This window comes from Streptomyces sp. NPDC005931 (assembly GCF_042871235.1).
GTDB lineage: Bacteria > Actinomycetota > Actinomycetes > Streptomycetales > Streptomycetaceae > Streptomyces.
The window spans coordinates 37,658-52,741 of sequence record NZ_JBIAIG010000010.1 but is presented as its reverse complement, the minus strand read 5'-3'; the positions used below and the strand labels follow the sequence as shown (position 1 = coordinate 52,741).

Below are 15,084 nucleotides of genomic sequence, written 5' to 3'. Positions count from 1 at the left end.
ATAGAGCCTGGACAACGTTGTCAGGCGCGGGGGACACTGTCCACCGCACACTCCCGGCGCGCACATCCGGCGCGCCGGGTTGCCGTTCGCCCCGTACGCCGCCTCAGGGCCGCGCGCAGGGCCCGGCGTTTTGGCACGCTCAACGGGGAGATCCGACACTGATGCACACCGAGCTCGTGGCCGCGCTCGACATCGGCGGCACCAAGATTGCCGGCGCGCTGGTGGACGACCGTGGCCGGATCCTGGTCCGCGCCCAGCGGCCGACACCCGCACGGGAGGACGGTGCGACCGTGATGCGGGCCGTCGAGGCGGTGCTCGGTGAGCTCACCGCATCTCCGCTGTGGACGCACGCCACGGCCGTCGGCATAGGCAGCGCGGGGCCCGTCGACGCCACCACGGGCACCGTGAGCCCGGTGAACGTGCCGGGCTGGCGCGACTACCCGCTCGTCGCCGGAGTCCGGGCCGTCTGCGGGGGGCTGCCCGTCGAGCTGATTGGCGACGGCGTGGCGATCACCGCGGCCGAGCACTGGCAGGGTGCCGCCCGCGGCCACGACAACGCGCTGTGCATGGTCGTCTCGACCGGGGTCGGCGGAGGTCTGGTGCTCGGCGGTCGGCTGTACCCGGGCCCGACCGGCAACGCCGGCCACATTGGCCACATCAGCGTGGATCTCGACGGCGAATTCTGCCCGTGCGGCTCGCGCGGGTGCGTGGAGCGCATCGCCAGCGGCCCCAACATCGCGCGCCGCGCTCTGGAGAACGGCTGGCGGCCCGGCCTCGACGGTGACACGTCCGCCGCCGCGGTGGCCATCGCCGCGCGGGCCGGGGACCCGGTGGCCGTGGCGTCGTTCGAGCGGGCCGCCAGGGCGCTGGCCGCCGGGATCGCGGCCACCGCCGCCCTCGTGGAGATCGACATCGCCGTGATCGGCGGGGGAGTGGGCAAGGCGGGGGAGGTCCTGTTCACCCCGCTGCGCAGGGCCCTGACCGATTACGCCACGCTGTCCTTCGTCCGGCGCCTCGCGGTGACCCCGGCGCGGATGGGCACCGACGCGGGCCTGGTGGGCGCCGCGGCGGCGGCATTGACCCGGCGGACGGACCCGGCCGCGGCGGGCGTCTGAGGCGTGGGGCCGTCGAGGAGGCCCCGGACGGGGCCGACGTCGCCGGAGAGACTCCAGAGCGCGGACAGGGCTTGAAGTCTCCGAGGGGCCCGAGAGGACGGCGGGACCGATGGGACCGGCGAGGACGGGACACGGGCCGGAGACTCGGAGAGCAGGAATGGCGGGTGCCGCCTCGGCAACAGAACGTCCGATTCGAGGTGGTCGAAGGGCCTCTTTCCGGACATCGGGAGGGCCGTCCGGCCGAGTCGGGAGCCCGGCGGCGTCCGCCCGCGTGGTTTTTGCCGACCCGTGCGTGACCCCGGAGCGGTCCGGGCAGTTGGGCCGGGCATGAAGAAGCGCAGCATGCTCGCCATCGCCTCCCTCGCCACCGGTTTCGTCGTCGCGGCGATCACCCCGTCCCACGCCGACAACGGCCTCGGCGGCCTCGACGTCAAGGGTCCCCTGGGCGCCGTCGACCAGACCCTCTCCGCGGACGCCCTGGACCTGGGCGGCCAGGACCAGCAGGACGAGGACTGACGAGCCCCACCGATCAGCCGGCCGAACCACACGGCGCCGGTGCCCCTTCCGGAGGGGCACCGGCGCCGTTGTCACGCGTTCTCAACGGGAACTGGTTTCCGTGGCAGGGTGGAGCGGGCAAGCCACAGGGGGCCAACAGAAGAGGGGGAACCGTGACCGTGGTCTGGATCAACGGTGCGTTCGGTGCGGGGAAGACCACCACCGCACGGGAACTGGTCGAACTGATCCCGAACAGCACGCTCTTCGACCCCGAGGTCATCGGCGGAGCGCTGGGCCACCTGCTGCCGCCCAAACACCTCGCCGAGGTCGGCGACTTCCAGGACCTCCCGATCTGGCGACGTCTCGTGATCGACACGACGGCCGCGATGCTCGCCGAGCTCGGCGGGACCCTCGTGGTCCCCATGACCCTGCTGCGCCAGGAGTACCGCGACGAGATCTTCGGAGGGCTCGCCGCCCGCCGCATCCCGGTCCAGCACGTGCTCCTCGCCCCGGCGGAAACGATCCTGCGTGAGCGAATAGCCGGCCGTGAGGTCCCCGAGCGCCCGCCGCGCGGCGAGACGCGCGTACGGCAGTGGTCCTACGACCACATCGAGCCGTACCGGAACGCCCTCGGCTCCTGGCTCACCGCCGACGCGCACCTCGTCGACACCTCGGACCTCACCCCGTACGCCGCCGCCCTCCGCATCGCCGAGGCCGTCGGCAGCGGCGAGGTGCCCGCCTGCGACATCGTGCAGACGCCCGAGCCCACCTCCGAGACCGTCGCCGCCGGTGTCCTCCTCTTCGACGAGCAGGACCGGGTGCTGCTCGTCGACCCGACCTACAAGGCGGGCTGGGAGTTCCCTGGCGGCGTCGTCGAACCCGGTGAGGCACCCGCCCGCGCGGGCATGCGCGAGGTCGCCGAGGAGACCGGGATCCGGCTCGACGACGTACCGGGGCTGCTCGTCGTCGACTGGGAACCGCCCGCACCGCCGGGCTACGGCGGACTGCGCCTGCTCTTCGACGGAGGCCGGCTCGACTCCGCGGAGGCCGGGCGACTGCTGCTGCCCGGCCCGGAACTGCGCGACTGGCGCTTCGCCACCGAGGCGGAGGCCGCCGACCTGCTCCCGCCGGTGCGCTACGAACGGCTGCGCTGGGCACTGCGGGCACGGGAACGCGGCAGGGCGCTGTACCTGGAGGCGGGCGTGCCGGTCGGCTGACACCCCCTCGGACGACCCGGCCCCGAAGCGGCCCGCCCCACGAGAGGTGGGCCACCGCCGTCCGGCCGGGGCCGAGTGCGTCACCCGGGCGGCCCGGACGCGGTCGCCGCCGCGTGCAGCGCCCGGGCCGCCCCCTTCATGACCGGGCGCCGTGCCCGAAGCAGGCCGTGTCCGCGTCGAGGGCGGCGAGCCGGTGGCAGGCGGTGAGGACGCGCTCCCGGTCGAGGTTGAACACGCCCGGCATCACGGTGCCGTCGACCGGCGAGGCGGCGACCGTGTCGCCGGTGAACAGCACGCCGTACCGGGGGAGATGCACGGCCACACTGCCCTCCGTGTGCCCCGGGACGTGCACGACGTGCGCCCCGCCACCCAGGTCCAGGGACATCGCCGTCGGACAACTCCGCTACCTGCGAAGGCCGTGCGAAGTCCCCCGAGGGCAGCAGCTTCACCGCCTGTTCGTGCAGGGGACGTTCCCAGTCCTCGAACACCGGCGGCGGTCCCGGTGCCTCACCGCGGACGTATGGGGCGTCCAGCCGGTGGGCCAGCACCTCGGCGCCGCTGAGCGCCGCGATCTCGGCCCCACCGCCCGCGTGGTCCTCGTGGAAGTGGGTGAGCAGGACCCTCCTTACGTCCCGGGGGTCTCGGCCCAGCGCGGTGATCGCCCCGGCAATCGAGACGCCGGAACCGGCCGGCCCCGCATCGATCAGCGTCAACGCGTCGTCGTCGCGCCAGAGACAGGCCTGACCGACCGGACATCGCAGGAGGTGGAGGCGGGGGAGCAGCTCGACTGCGTCCATGCCTGCGACCGTAGGGCCGAGTCCCCGCCCCCGGACGGGAACTCGGCTCACAGCAGAGCGGCGAGCGCGCCGCAAGCCCCGGATCCAGGCCATTCCCGCCGTCAGTCCGCGACGGACTCCCGCGCGTAGTTGCGCAGGAAGACTGCCTCGGCCACCGACAACCGCTCCAGTTCGTCCGGGGACACGCTCTCGTTCACCGCGTGGATCTGCGCCTCCGGCTCGCTCAGGCCGATGAGCAGGATCTCCGCCCGCGGGTAGAGCGCGGCCAGCGTGTTGCACAGCGGGATGGAACCCCCCTGACCGGCGTACTGCATCTCCTGGCCCGGGTAGGCGACCGCCATCGCGTCGGCCATCGCCTGGTACGCCGGGCTGGCGGTATCGGCGCGGAACGCCTGGCCCTGGCCGATCTGCTCGGTGCTCACCCGCGCACCCCACGGCGTGTGCGTCTCCAGGTGGGCCTGGAGCAGCTTGGTCGCCTCCGCCGCGTCCACGCCCGGCGGCACCCGCAGGCTGATCAGTGCACGGGCGCTCGCCTGCACGGACGGCGTGGCGCCGATCACCGGCGGGCAGTCGATGCCGAGGACGGTGACCGCCGGGCGCGCCCAGATGCGGTCGGCGACCGTCCCGGAACCGATCAGCTCCACGCCGTCGAGCACCTTGGCGTCCTTGCGGAACTGCGCGTCGTCGTACTGGAGTCCGTCCCACGCGGAGTCGCCGGCCAGTCCGTCGACCGTCGTGCTGCCGTCCTCCGCGCGCAGCGAGTCCAGTACGCGCACGAGGGCGGCCAGCGCGTCGGGCGCGGCGCCGCCGAACTGGCCCGAATGCAGATTGCCCTCGAGGGTGTCGATCCGCACCCGCACCAGGGTCATGCCGCGCAGCGTCGAGGTGACCGTCGGCAGACCGGCGCGGAAGTTGCCCGCGTCGCCGATGACCACCGCGTCGGCCTCTAGGAGTTCGGGGTGCTCCTCCGCATACCGCTCCAGGCCGCCCGTGCCCTGCTCCTCCGAGCCCTCGGCGATCACCTTCACGTGCACCGGCACGCCGCCGTTCGCCTTGAGCGCGCGCAGTGCCAGCAGGTGCATGATCACGCCGCCCTTGCAGTCGGCGGCCCCGCGCCCGTACCAGCGGCCGTCCCGCTCGGTCAGCTCGAAGGGCGGCGTGGTCCAGCCGGCCTCGTCCAGCGGCGGCTGCACGTCGTAGTGGGCGTACAGCAGCACCGTCTTCGCACCCTCGGGCCCGGGCAGGTAGCCGTACACCGACTGGGTGCCGTCCGGGGTGTCCAGCAGCGCGACGTCCTGGAATCCCTCGGCGGTGAGCGCCTCGGCGACCCACCGCGCGGCGCCCTCGCTCTCGCTGCGGGGGAACTGCCCGAAGTCCGCCACCGACTTGAAGGCCACCAGCTCGGTGAGCTCCTCCTTCGCCCTGGGCATCAGCGAGGCGACGGTCGCGGCGACCGGATTCGACGACATGGGCACGCTCCTTGTGGGTGCGACGTTGTACCTCTGCGTACTTCTCGTACGCCGGATGATCGTGTGGTGTGCCCGCGAGCCCGTGTAGGGGACAGGCACGCTGCCGATCCTCCCACAGCGGCCTGCGGCAACCGCCGCCGTAGGATGCGGGAGACAGGTGCGGCAGGCGGCTTGATCGGGAGCAGTAGACCATCGTGAGCAGCGAGAACTCTTCGGCGGACGACGTGCGGCAGGTGTGGGACGTCGTTGTGGTGGGCGCGGGACCCGCGGGGGCTTCGGCCGCCTACGCGGCGGCGGTCGCGGGACGGCGCGTGCTGTTGCTGGAGAAGGCCGAACTGCCCCGCTACAAAACCTGCGGCGGCGGCATCATCGGCCCCTCGCGCGACACGCTCCCGCCGGGCTTCGAGCTTCCGCTGAAGGACCGCGTGCACGCGGTGACGTTCTCCAGCAACGGCCGGTTCTCCCGCACCCGTCGCTCCCGTCAGATGCTGTTCGGGCTGGTCAACCGGGCCGAGTTCGACCAGCATCTGGTCGAGCACGCCCAGAAGGCGGGCGCCGAGCTGCGCACCGGCATGACCGTGCAGCGTGTCGAGCAGCACGGCTCGGCGGTGCCGGACCGGCGCACGGTCGCCGTCGTCCTCCAGGGCGGCGAGACCGTCCTCGCGCGGGCCGTCGTCGGCGCGGACGGCAGCGCCAGCCGCATAGGAGCGCATGTCGGGGTCAAGCTGGACCAGGTCGATCTGGGCCTGGAGGCGGAGATCCCGGTCCCGGAGACCGTCGCCGAGGACTGGAAGGGGCGGGTCCTCATCGACTGGGGTCCGATGCCCGGCAGTTACGGCTGGGTCTTCCCCAAGGGCGACACCCTGACGGTCGGTGTGATCTCCCGGCGCGGCGAGGGCTCCGCCACCAAGCGGTACCTGGAGGACTTCATCGGCCGGCTCGGCCTCGCCGGCTTCGAACCCAGCATCTCCTCCGGCCACTTGACCCGCTGCCGCGCCGACGACTCGCCGCTGTCACGTGGACGGGTGCTGGTGTGCGGGGACGCGGCGGGGCTGCTGGAGCCCTGGACCCGTGAGGGCATCTCCTTCGCGCTGCGCTCCGGCCGGCTCGCGGGCGAGTGGGCCGTGCGGATCGCCGAGGCCCACGACGCCGTGGACGCGCGCCGCCAGGCCCTCAACTACGCCTTCGCCGTCAAGGCGGGACTCGGCGTCGAGATGAGCGTCGGCAAACGGATGCTCGCGGTGTTCGAGCGGCGTCCCGGGGTCTTCCACGCCGTCCTCACCGGCTTCCGCCCGGCCTGGAAGGCGTTCAAGGACATCACTCGGGGTTCCACGTCCCTCGGCGAGCTCGTGCGCACCCATCCGATGGCGCACCGCGCCCTGACGGCACTGGACCGGCGTCCGGCGCCCGACGGCGAGGAGGCGTGAGGGGAGCAGACGTGACGTGGGGGAAGCAGACGTCAGGGGAGCGGCTGCGGCTGCGGCTCCGACGCCCGGTGGCGGGCGGTGCTCGTCAGGGCGGTGTTCGGTAGGGGCGGGGCGGTCGGCGCGGTGCCGTGCGGTCGGCATGGTGCGGTCGGCGTGGCGCGGTGTGCGTGCGGCTGATGCCGCTTCAGCCGGTGCTCGTGATGCGGAAGACCGGGTGATCGGGGGCGATGCGGCGCAGCTCCTCGTCGGATGAGTCGGGGCCGACTCCCTTGAAGAACACGCCGACCTCCGCCTTCCAGCGCTTGAGGTAGGCGCGCAGCAGCGGCGGCTTGTCGTCGTCGGCGACCTCCGTCGCGCTGAAGACCTCGACGTTCCTGCCGAGGCGGAGCTCGCCGCCGCGCGCCGCGCGCATGTTGTGCGTCCACTGGACGTGGCCGCGGGGGGCGACGAGGTACCGCTCACCCTCCAGGGTCAGCAGGTTCACCGGCGTGGTCCGCCACTGGCCGCTCTTGCGGCCGCGGACCGCCAGGATGCGGGATCCCCAGACGCTCAGCCCGCGACGGGTCACCCAGGCGACGAGACGGTTGAAGACGTTGACCGTGAACCAGCCGGGCTTCTGGACGTGCGTGGACATCGGGTCTCCTTCGGGATGCCGAACCTGCGGGGGGTGATGCCGAACCGGCCGGGAGAGCGGCGATCGCGTTTGCGAGCACTGCTCTCTGTCGTGGGTCACAGTCTGCCCGGAGCGGCGCCCCAAAGCAAGAGCGCTGCTCTTCGTCGTGTGCGCCGCTCACCGTTGGTGCACGCTCTCCGGCGCCGTCGCTGCGTGCTGCCTCCGCAGACACCGCTCACAAAGCAGGGGCGCCGTTCATGCAGGCGTGCGCTGCTCTTCGTGGCGTGCGCTGCTCTCCGAGGCGTGCGCCGCCCTCCGTAGCGTGCGCCGCCCTCCGCAGCGTGCACCGCTCCTGTCGCACGCATATCCGTTCCCCTTCGCGCGTGCATCCGCTGCTCTCTGTATGCGCCATTCACGTCTGTGTGCACTGCTCGCACGGGTGTGCGCCGCTCGCTTTCGGGTGCAGCGCTCGCGTCTGTGTGCACTGCTCCGACTCCATGCCACACTGACCGTCATGAGCACCGCACACGGCGCCCGTGCCCGGGCCAGGATCGAAGTGACCGCGGCGATCAAGGAAGAGGCCCGCAGACAGCTCGCCGCCGAAGGCGCCGCGAAGCTGTCGCTGCGGGCGGTGTCCCGTGAGCTCGGCATGGCGTCGTCCGCGCTGTACCGCTACTTCCCGAGCCGTGACGACCTGCTGACCGCCCTCATCATCGACGCCTACGACTCCCTCGGCGAGGCCGCCGAGGTGGCGCACGGCGCGGTCTCCGACGCCGGGCCCGCACAGCGCTGGACGGCCGTGTGCGAGGCGGTGCGCGGCTGGGCGCTCGCCCATCCGCACGAGTATGCGCTGATCTACGGATCGCCGGTCCCCGGCTACCGCGCCCCGGAGACCACCGTCCCGGCGGCGTCCCGTGTCGGTCTCCTCCTCATCGGTGTCGTCCGCGACGCCTACCGCGGTCCCGGTCTGGCCAGGACCCCGCTGCCGGCCGAACTGCGGCCCGAGGCCGAGCGGATGGCCGCCGACCTCGCCCCCGACCTGCCGCCGGAGGCGGTAGCGGTGATGGTGGCGGCCTGGGCGCAGCTGTTCGGGCTGGTCGGTTTCGAGCTGTTCGGGCAGTTCAACCGGGTCGTGGAGGACCGTGACGCGTTCTTCCGGCACGCCGTCGCGCAGCTCGCCCATGGCGTCGGCCTGGTGTTTCCACCGCGGGGCGGAACCGGGCAGGGCTGGGCTGACGGTGCCGCCGGAACCGGGGGCAGGCCCGGCGTCACCGGGTCCTGACGTGCCCCGCGGGGTCACCGGGGACGCGGAGCCGGCGGACGTGAGGGTGGTCGTGCTCACCACCTCGTACGGGACGAGTACGTCTTCGAGGCGATCCGCTCCGGCGCCCCGGACTCCCTGGTGAAGGACACCGGGCCCGAGGAACTGATGTATGCGGTACCGCGGTGGTCGCCGGGGACGTGCTGCTGCCTCCGGGGTGCCCGGCGGCTGATCGCCGAGTTCGCGGCCCGCTCCAAGGAACCGATCGCCGCCGACGTGCTCGCCCGGCTCACCGAACGGGAATGGGAGGTGACGGCCCTGGCCGGAACGGGCCCGACCAACGAGGAGATCGTCCGCCGCCTGGTCGTCAGGCCGCCAACCGCCAGGACCCATCGTCAGCCACACCATGATCAAGTCGGGGGCGCGTGACCGTGCCCAACCGGTCGGGCCGGCCTATGAGCCGGGGCTGGTGCCGGGCCGGCTGGGCTGATCCGTCCGCCGGAAGCGCACCAGCACGCTGACCACCCGCGCGAAGAAGAGCACCGGCGCCAGCACCAGACCTGCCCGCAGCAGCAGGGCCGTCACCGGTTCCGGCAGATCGAAGAGCAGCGCGGGCCCGGCCACGGCACCGAGGACGACGGCTGCCGCGAACGCCGCGCTGCACAGCGCGTATCCGATCTCCACGGTGATCGCGTCCCGCTCGGCCTGGGTGCGCCGTCGCCCCTGACTGTTCATGCCGTCTCCCCCATCGGTCGTACCCGGGAGTCAAACAGGTGTGCGCCCGGCGGGCAAGGAAGCCGGCCGGGCGCCCGCGTGGAGACGGCCCCCTGGGACATGTCGTCGGATCACGCCCAGACGCGGGGTCCGGCACGTGCGATCGCGGCGTCGGTTGCCGACGCTCGCGGCGACCAGTTAGTCGCGGGCGCCGACGCGCTCCGCCTCCGCCTCTGCGTCCGGCGCGGCGGACTTGGCCACGACCACGGACCGGCCCGTTCGGCGGGGGCGCAGTCCCGTGAGCGTGATGAGCAGCCCCGCGACGGCGATGCCGGTCACGACCACGAGGCCGGGCCGGTAGCTGTCGAGCACGGCCTGGGGGCTGGCGTTCTCCGGGGCGTGTGCGGTCACCACCGCCGTCACCACGGCCAGGAAGATCGCCCCGCCCACCTGGACCGAGGTGTTGAGCAGCCCGGAGACCATGCCCTGCTCGTGCTCGTCGACGCCGTTGGTGGCCTGGACGTTGAGCGAGGGGAAGGTCAGCGCGAAACCGGAGCCGACGAGCAGCATCGTCGGCAGGATCACCGCGGCGTAGACCGGGTCGAGGTCGACGCGCAGGAACAGGACGTAGCCAGCGACCATCAGGGCGAAGCCGAGCACGATCAGTCGCGCCGTGCCGAACCGGTCGATGACCGCGCCCACCTTGGTCGCCGACAGGGCCACCAGCGCGCCCGCCGGCAGGAAGGCCAGCGCGGTGTGCAGCGCCGACCAGCCGAGCAGCTGCTGCATGTACAGGGTGACCAGGAACTGGAAGCCGAAGTAGCTGCCGACGAACGTCAACGCCCCCAGCTGCGCCCGCACCTGGGGCCCGGAACGCAGCACGCCCAGCCGGATCAGCGGGCTCGGGCTGCGCCGTTCCACGGTCACGAAGACCGCGAGCAGGACGGTGACGGCGGCGAAGGACACGATCGTGCGGGCCGAGGCCCAGCCCACCTCGGGCGCCTGCACCACGGTGAAGACGAGCAGCAGCATGGACGCGGTGCCGAGTACGGCGCCGGGGACGTCGTAACCGCCGTGGTTGCGCTCGCGCTCGGTGCGCGGCAGCAGTCGCATGCCGACGAGCAGGGCGATCAGCGCGACGGGCGCGGGCAGCAGCATGGTCAGCCGCCAGTCGGCCTCGGTGAGCAGGCCGGAGAAGACCAGGCCCATCGAGTAGCCGGTGGCGCCGCAGGTGGTGTAGATGGACAACGCCCGGTTGCGCAGCGGTCCTTCCGGGAACGTGGTGGTGATGATGGACAGGCCGGCGGGCGCGGTGAAGGCCGCGCTCAAGCCCTTGACGAACCGGCTGGCGATCAGCAGCGGGCCCGAGTCGACGAGTCCACCGAGCAGCGAGGCGACCGCGAAGACACCGAGGGCCACCAGGAACACCTGGCGTCGGCCCAGCAGGTCGGCGGCGCGGCCGCCGAGGAGCAGCAGACCGCCGTAGCCCAGGACGTAGCCGCTGATGATCCACTGCAGGGACGAGGTGGACAGGCCGAGGTCGGCGCCGATGGAGGGCAGGGCCACGCCGACCATGGACACGTCCAGCGCGTCCAGGAACATCGCTGCGCAGAGCACGAGCAGCGTGCCCCACAGCCGGGGAGTCCAACGCCCGCCGGACGCGGAGGTGTTGAGCGGAGAGGTCATACCGGAGACACTTTCATGTACCTGCATGTGATGCAAGTGCATTTAATTACGGTGCAATGGACCGCCTCTCTGCTACGGTGCGGCCATGGCGGCGAAGCAGGCCGAAGAGGCGCTGGTGGAACAGTGGCGGCAGTTGCTGGCCCTGCACGCGCGCACGCAGTGCGAACTCGACCGCGCGCTGCATCCCTACGGCTTGTGCGCCAGCGATTTCGAGGTCCTCGACGTGCTGTCGGAATGCTCCCGGTCGAAGATGGGCTGGGCATGCCGGGTGCAGGAGATCTCCGCCCGGGTCCACCTGAGCCAGAGCGCCCTGTCCCGGCTGATCGCCCGCTTGGAGAAGGAAGGGCTGCTCGCGCGCGGCATGTGCCCGGAGGACCGGCGCGGTGTGCGGGTGTCCCTCACGGCCAAGGGGCGCGCACTGCACGGCGAGGTGCTGCCGGTGCAGCGCGCGGTACTGGCCCGGACGCTGGCGGACGACTGAGCGACCGGGCCGGCAGGCTCACACGACGGCGGACGTCTCCCGCCAGAGGGCGGCGAGCGCGGGATCACCCGTCACCGTCGGCACCGGCGCCCGGTTCCACAGGGCCAGGTACAACCGGTCGGCGGGACCACTGAGTTCGCACTCCGCCTCCCCGGACGCCCCGGGCGTCGTCACCGGAGGTTCCGCGGAGAGCCGTACGGTCCACACCGCGTCCGTGTCCGCGGTGCGCACCCGCAGGACGCGCGGGGTCCCGGTGCGCACCCGGCTCCTTCCACGCGCGTGGAAGCCGCGCAGCAACTCGTCGATGCCGTCCACCGCGAAGTCCGTGGCGATCGGCCCCGGGACGCCACCGCGCGCAGACTCCGCGTCGAACCGGTGTACGGCCGTCTCGTGCGCCTGCCGACGGGCCCAGAAGGCCAGCGGAGAGGACGCTCCGGGCAGGAAGGTGAAGCACTGCACGTCGGGCGCCGCGGCGTGCAGGGTGTCGACGAGACGCCGGTGGCTGTCGCGGTACCAGGCGACGACCGCGGCGTCGTCGAGTTCCGGGGGCTTGCCCATCGGGCGGGGTGCGGTGTGCCGGTCGGCGACGAAGCCCGCCGCCCACCGGTGCACCACGCCGGTGTGCAGGAGCAGGTCGCGTGTCCGCCACCCGGGACAGGTCGGCACCGCGGCGTCCACCCCCGCCTCCTCGGCGGCCGCGGCCAGCGACCGGCCCTCCTTGTCGAGCACGTCGAGAAACCACGCAGTGTCCATGGGGAGGAGTGTGCCGCACGGAGCCGCGCCGCCGCCCCGCGGTCCTACGGCAGCGGCGTCCCGCCGGTCGCGTTGACGATCTCGGCCGTGATGTAGGACGCCTCCTGAGAGGCGAGGAACACGTACGCCGGGGCCATCTCGGCGGGCTGCGCGGGCCGGCCGATGGGGGCCTGCTTGCCGAACTCCCTGGTGTCCGGAAGAGTCGCCGGGATGAGCGGCGTCCACACCGGACCGGGCGCCACCGCGTTGACCCGGATGCCGCGTTCGATCACCATCTGCGCCAGTCCCTGGGTGAAGGTGACGATCGCGCCCTTGGTCATGGCGTAGTCCAGCAGGTGCGGACTCGGCTTGTACGCCTGAACGGACGTGGAGTTGATGACGGAGCCGCCCTCCGGCATGTGCGGCAGGGCCAGCTTGCACAGCCAGAACATGCCGTACAGGTTGGTGCGCACGACCCGGTCGAACTGCTCGGTGGAGATGGCCTCAATGCCGTCGGGCTGCGACATCTGGTACGCGGCGTTGTTCACCAGGATGTCGATCCGGCCGAACTCCTCGACGGCACGGTCGACCAGTGCCCGGCAGTTGTCCTCCTCCCGTACGTCGCACTCCACGGGCACCGCACGCCGGCCCGCCTCCTCCACCCATCGGGCGGTCTCGGCGGCGTCGTCCTTCTCGCTGTCCAGGTGGGTGAAGAGCACATCGGCGCCCTCGCGCGCGAACGCCAGCGCCACGGCCCGCCCGATACCGGAGTCTCCGCCGGTGATGACCGCCTTGCGACCGGCCAGCCGGCCGCTGCCCCGGTAGGAGTCCTCGCCGTGGTCCGGGGGCGGATCCATGGGGCCGGTCCACCCCGGGTGCGGCTGATCCTGGGCCGGGAAGTCGGGCGTCGGGTGCTGCTCGGCGGGGTTCTGCTGCTCCGTCACGGTCTTGCTCCCTGGTCGGCGGGGTCCGTCGGGTCCTCCAGCCACCCGTCGACGACGATCGGCGGGCGCGGAGGAGCGAGTACCCCCGGACGGCGCGGCCGATCCCCGACCACTGCGCCGATCGGCCCAGGAAGTCGCACGGACGGCCCCCCAGGGGGCCGGAGCCCGGGCGCCTCGCGGGCCGGCCGCACCGGGAGCATCGGCCCGCGGCCGACTCCGTCCGATGCCCCCGCCCCGTCCGATGCCCCCGCCCCGGCCGCCGCCGCCCGTGCCCCGTCCGCTCCGTCAATGTCCTGGCCGATGCCCGTGCCCCGACCGGTCGGCCCGCGCCCCTCAGCCCGTGTTCACCCCGCGGGTCGCGAAACCGATGGCCGTGGCGACCGCCGCCAGGACCGCCACGCTGGTGAGCGCGGCCGGGAGGCTGAACCAGTCGGCCATGAAACCGATCGCGGGCGGACCGAGGAGCATGCCGCCGTAGCCCAGGGTGGAGGCCACGGCGACCCCGTCGGGACCCGCGAGCGCTCCAGCCCGCTCCACGGCCACGGGGAAGAGGTTGGCCAGACCGATCCCGGTGACGGCGTAGCCGAGCAGCGCCGCCCACAGGGACGGGGCGAGCGCCCCGAGCAGCATCCCGGTGGCCGCGGTGGAACCGCCCGCGACCACGGTGCGGGTCCGGCCGAGCCGCTCCAGCAGCGTCGTGCCGGTGAGCCGCCCGATCGTCATGGCGAGCGCGAAGCAGGAGTAGCCGACGGCCGCGACGCCGGGGGAGGCGCCGAGGTCCTGCTCCAGGTGCAGCACGCCCCAGTCGGCCAGCGCCCCCTCGCCGTACGCGGTGCACAGGGCGATCAGCCCGAAGACGATCACCAGGGCGCGGGTACGGCGGTCCGGTCGGGGCCGGGTGCGCGGCTCGGCCCGTCCGCGGTCCGCCGGTGTCAGCGGCGCGCACCGCATCAGCGCCCGCCCCGCGAGGGCCGTCACGAGCAGCCCCACCAGCGCCAGCCCCCACAGATGCGGGGCGGGCGAAAGGGATCCGGCCACCAGGGCGCCCGCCCCCGCGCCGATCATGCCGCCCAGACTGAAGGCGGCGTGGAAGCTCGGCATGATCGGCCGCCGCAGGACGTTCACCAGGTCGACGGCCGCGCTGTTGAAGGCCACGTTGATCCCGCCGTAGGCCGCCCCGAACAGCAGCAGTACCGCGCCCAGGGTGAGTGCGGAGTGGGTCAGCGGGGGCAGCGTGACGCTCAGACAGAGCAGGACCGCGCAGACCACGGTGACCGGGTGACTGCCGTAGCGGCGGCACAGGCGGCCGGTGAGCGTCATGGTGACGACGGCCCCGGCGGACACCCCGAGCAGGGCGAGCCCTAGAGCGCTGGCGGAGGCGCCGGTCTGCTCCTTGATGGCGGGGATGCGCACCACCCAGCCGGCGAAGACGAAACCGTCCAGGGCGAAGAAGGCGGTCAGGGCACGTCGGAGACGGAGGAGGTCGTTGCCCGGCACGACACTGTGCGAGCGGGTTTTGTTTATTAGCGGCACAAACTCAGGCTAGGGGGACACCTGCCCTGGGGCAAGGGGGCCGAGAACGGTGGCCCACGGGAGCGCGCGGGACGGGCCGGCCGCCGGGTCCGTGGCGCCGTAGGGGTGGGGGCGTTAACCCGTGTGAACGCCCCGGATGGTGAGACCGGACGACCTGGATGACGGTGGATCACGTCGAAGCCGGGTCCATCGTGCTGACGAGGCGTCAGCAGCCCGGTCGTCGACGGAAGGACTCTCAGATGCGCTCAGCCCGCATGGTGCTCGCCACCGCGACGGCCACCGCCGCCCTCGCGATCGCGGCGCCCGCAGCCTACGCCGACCACTCGGGTGACTGGGATCACGGCACGTCCCACAGCAAGGAGCACGACAAGGACAAGCACGGCAAGCCGCACGGTGGCATGCACACCGGTGGTGGCGCTCTGGCTGCCGTGAGCGAGGGGGACTGGGGAGGCAAGGAGAAGAGCGGCGGCTCGCAGGGCGAGGAGTCCTGGAGCGGCAAGGAGGAGCACGGCAAGCCGCACGGTGGCATGCACACCGGTGGTGGCGCTCTGGCTGCCGTGAGCGAGGGGGACTGGGGAGGCAAGGAGAAGAGCGGCGGCT

General features: G+C 72.8%; 13 protein-coding genes and 3 pseudogenes. 8 read left to right on the top strand and 8 right to left on the bottom strand.

Annotation, left to right across the window (positions count from 1 at the left end; genetic code table 11):
- Positions 1–161 precede the first annotated feature (161 nt).
- From ACFYOV_RS22585 to ACFYOV_RS22575, 3 genes are all read left to right on the top strand, one after another.
- On the top strand, positions 162–1,115 hold the full coding sequence (locus tag ACFYOV_RS22585) for an ROK family protein (RefSeq protein WP_389090095.1): 954 nt from the start codon (positions 162–164) through the stop codon (positions 1,113–1,115).
- 327 nt (positions 1,116–1,442) lie between these two features.
- Positions 1,443–1,631, top strand: coding sequence for a hypothetical protein (locus ACFYOV_RS22580; protein ID WP_389090093.1), 189 nt, complete (start codon positions 1,443–1,445; stop codon positions 1,629–1,631).
- A 152-nt stretch (positions 1,632–1,783) separates the two neighbouring features.
- Positions 1,784–2,827, top strand: coding sequence for an NUDIX domain-containing protein (locus tag ACFYOV_RS22575; protein WP_389090092.1), 1,044 nt, complete (start codon positions 1,784–1,786; stop codon positions 2,825–2,827).
- Positions 2,828–2,907: 80 nt separating this feature from the next.
- Here ACFYOV_RS22575 and ACFYOV_RS22570 read toward each other — a convergent pair.
- Together ACFYOV_RS22570 and ACFYOV_RS22565 are read right to left on the bottom strand one after the other, a co-directional pair.
- Positions 2,908–3,624 (bottom strand): annotated as a pseudogene (locus tag ACFYOV_RS22570) (MBL fold metallo-hydrolase).
- A 101-nt stretch (positions 3,625–3,725) separates the two neighbouring features.
- Entirely contained in the window at positions 3,726–5,093 is a 1,368-nt protein-coding gene (locus ACFYOV_RS22565) for a dipeptidase (RefSeq protein WP_389090091.1), read from the bottom strand.
- A 194-nt stretch (positions 5,094–5,287) separates the two neighbouring features.
- Here ACFYOV_RS22565 and ACFYOV_RS22560 point away from each other — a divergent pair, with 194 nt between their 5' ends.
- Positions 5,288–6,520 (top strand): geranylgeranyl reductase family protein, encoded by a 1,233-nt coding sequence (locus ACFYOV_RS22560; RefSeq protein ID WP_389090089.1) that lies wholly within the window; start codon positions 5,288–5,290, stop codon positions 6,518–6,520.
- A gap of 184 nt (positions 6,521–6,704) precedes the next feature.
- On the opposite strand, the gene ACFYOV_RS22555 is transcribed toward ACFYOV_RS22560, so the two are convergent.
- Entirely contained in the window at positions 6,705–7,154 is a 450-nt protein-coding gene (locus ACFYOV_RS22555; protein WP_389090088.1) for a nitroreductase family deazaflavin-dependent oxidoreductase, read from the bottom strand.
- 493 nt (positions 7,155–7,647) lie between these two features.
- On the opposite strand from ACFYOV_RS22555, the gene ACFYOV_RS22550 reads away from it, so the two are divergent.
- Together ACFYOV_RS22550 and ACFYOV_RS22545 are read left to right on the top strand one after the other, a co-directional pair.
- Positions 7,648–8,415: a TetR/AcrR family transcriptional regulator gene (locus ACFYOV_RS22550; RefSeq protein WP_389090086.1), complete on the top strand. Its 768-nt coding sequence runs from the start codon at positions 7,648–7,650 to the stop codon at positions 8,413–8,415.
- A gap of 7 nt (positions 8,416–8,422) precedes the next feature.
- Positions 8,423–8,884, top strand: a pseudogene (locus ACFYOV_RS22545) (LuxR C-terminal-related transcriptional regulator); the annotation flags it as partial.
- Here ACFYOV_RS22545 and ACFYOV_RS22540 read toward each other — a convergent pair.
- Together ACFYOV_RS22540 and ACFYOV_RS22535 are read right to left on the bottom strand one after the other, a co-directional pair.
- Positions 8,848–9,129, bottom strand: coding sequence for a DUF6332 family protein (locus tag ACFYOV_RS22540; RefSeq protein WP_389090085.1), 282 nt, complete (start codon positions 9,127–9,129; stop codon positions 8,848–8,850). The pseudogene ACFYOV_RS22545 and the gene ACFYOV_RS22540 overlap by 37 nt on opposite strands.
- 177 nt (positions 9,130–9,306) lie before the next feature.
- Entirely contained in the window at positions 9,307–10,794 is a 1,488-nt protein-coding gene (locus tag ACFYOV_RS22535; RefSeq protein ID WP_389090083.1) for an MFS transporter, read from the bottom strand.
- Positions 10,795–10,879: 85 nt separating this feature from the next.
- Between ACFYOV_RS22535 and ACFYOV_RS22530 the strand changes: the two genes are divergently transcribed.
- Positions 10,880–11,275 carry a MarR family winged helix-turn-helix transcriptional regulator gene (locus ACFYOV_RS22530; RefSeq protein WP_389090082.1) on the top strand — a complete coding sequence of 132 codons (396 nt, stop codon included), beginning with the start codon at positions 10,880–10,882 and terminating at the stop codon, positions 11,273–11,275.
- A gap of 18 nt (positions 11,276–11,293) precedes the next feature.
- Here ACFYOV_RS22530 and ACFYOV_RS22525 read toward each other — a convergent pair whose 3' ends face one another.
- From ACFYOV_RS22525 to ACFYOV_RS22515, 3 genes are all read right to left on the bottom strand, one after another.
- A complete protein-coding gene (locus ACFYOV_RS22525) occupies positions 11,294–12,028 on the bottom strand; it encodes a maleylpyruvate isomerase family mycothiol-dependent enzyme (protein ID WP_389090080.1) in 735 nt (244 codons plus the stop codon).
- A gap of 44 nt (positions 12,029–12,072) precedes the next feature.
- Positions 12,073–12,951: an SDR family oxidoreductase gene (locus ACFYOV_RS22520; RefSeq protein WP_389090079.1), complete on the bottom strand. Its 879-nt coding sequence runs from the start codon at positions 12,949–12,951 to the stop codon at positions 12,073–12,075.
- 333 nt (positions 12,952–13,284) lie between these two features.
- Positions 13,285–14,448 (bottom strand): MFS transporter, encoded by a 1,164-nt coding sequence (locus ACFYOV_RS22515; RefSeq protein WP_389090395.1) that lies wholly within the window; start codon positions 14,446–14,448, stop codon positions 13,285–13,287.
- Between the two features lie 275 nt (positions 14,449–14,723).
- Between ACFYOV_RS22515 and ACFYOV_RS22510 the strand changes: the two are divergent.
- Positions 14,724–15,084 (top strand): annotated as a pseudogene (locus tag ACFYOV_RS22510) (hypothetical protein); the annotation flags it as partial.

What these genes read in the sequence shown, in the direction of transcription:
- ACFYOV_RS22585 (WP_389090095.1), top strand. Translation starts at nt 162, where the DNA reads ATGCACACCGAGCTCGTGGCCGCGCTCGACATCGGCGGCACCAAGATT.
- ACFYOV_RS22580 (WP_389090093.1), top strand. Translation starts at nt 1,443, where the DNA reads ATGAAGAAGCGCAGCATGCTCGCCATCGCCTCCCTCGCCACCGGTTTC.
- ACFYOV_RS22565 (WP_389090091.1), bottom strand. Translation starts at nt 5,093, where the DNA reads ATGTCGTCGAATCCGGTCGCCGCGACCGTCGCCTCGCTGATGCCCAGG.
- ACFYOV_RS22555 (WP_389090088.1), bottom strand. Translation starts at nt 7,154, where the DNA reads ATGTCCACGCACGTCCAGAAGCCCGGCTGGTTCACGGTCAACGTCTTC.
- ACFYOV_RS22550 (WP_389090086.1), top strand. Translation starts at nt 7,648, where the DNA reads ATGAGCACCGCACACGGCGCCCGTGCCCGGGCCAGGATCGAAGTGACC.
- ACFYOV_RS22540 (WP_389090085.1), bottom strand. Translation starts at nt 9,129, where the DNA reads ATGAACAGTCAGGGGCGACGGCGCACCCAGGCCGAGCGGGACGCGATC.
- ACFYOV_RS22535 (WP_389090083.1), bottom strand. Translation starts at nt 10,794, where the DNA reads ATGACCTCTCCGCTCAACACCTCCGCGTCCGGCGGGCGTTGGACTCCC.
- ACFYOV_RS22530 (WP_389090082.1), top strand. Translation starts at nt 10,880, where the DNA reads ATGGCGGCGAAGCAGGCCGAAGAGGCGCTGGTGGAACAGTGGCGGCAG.
- ACFYOV_RS22525 (WP_389090080.1), bottom strand. Translation starts at nt 12,028, where the DNA reads ATGGACACTGCGTGGTTTCTCGACGTGCTCGACAAGGAGGGCCGGTCG.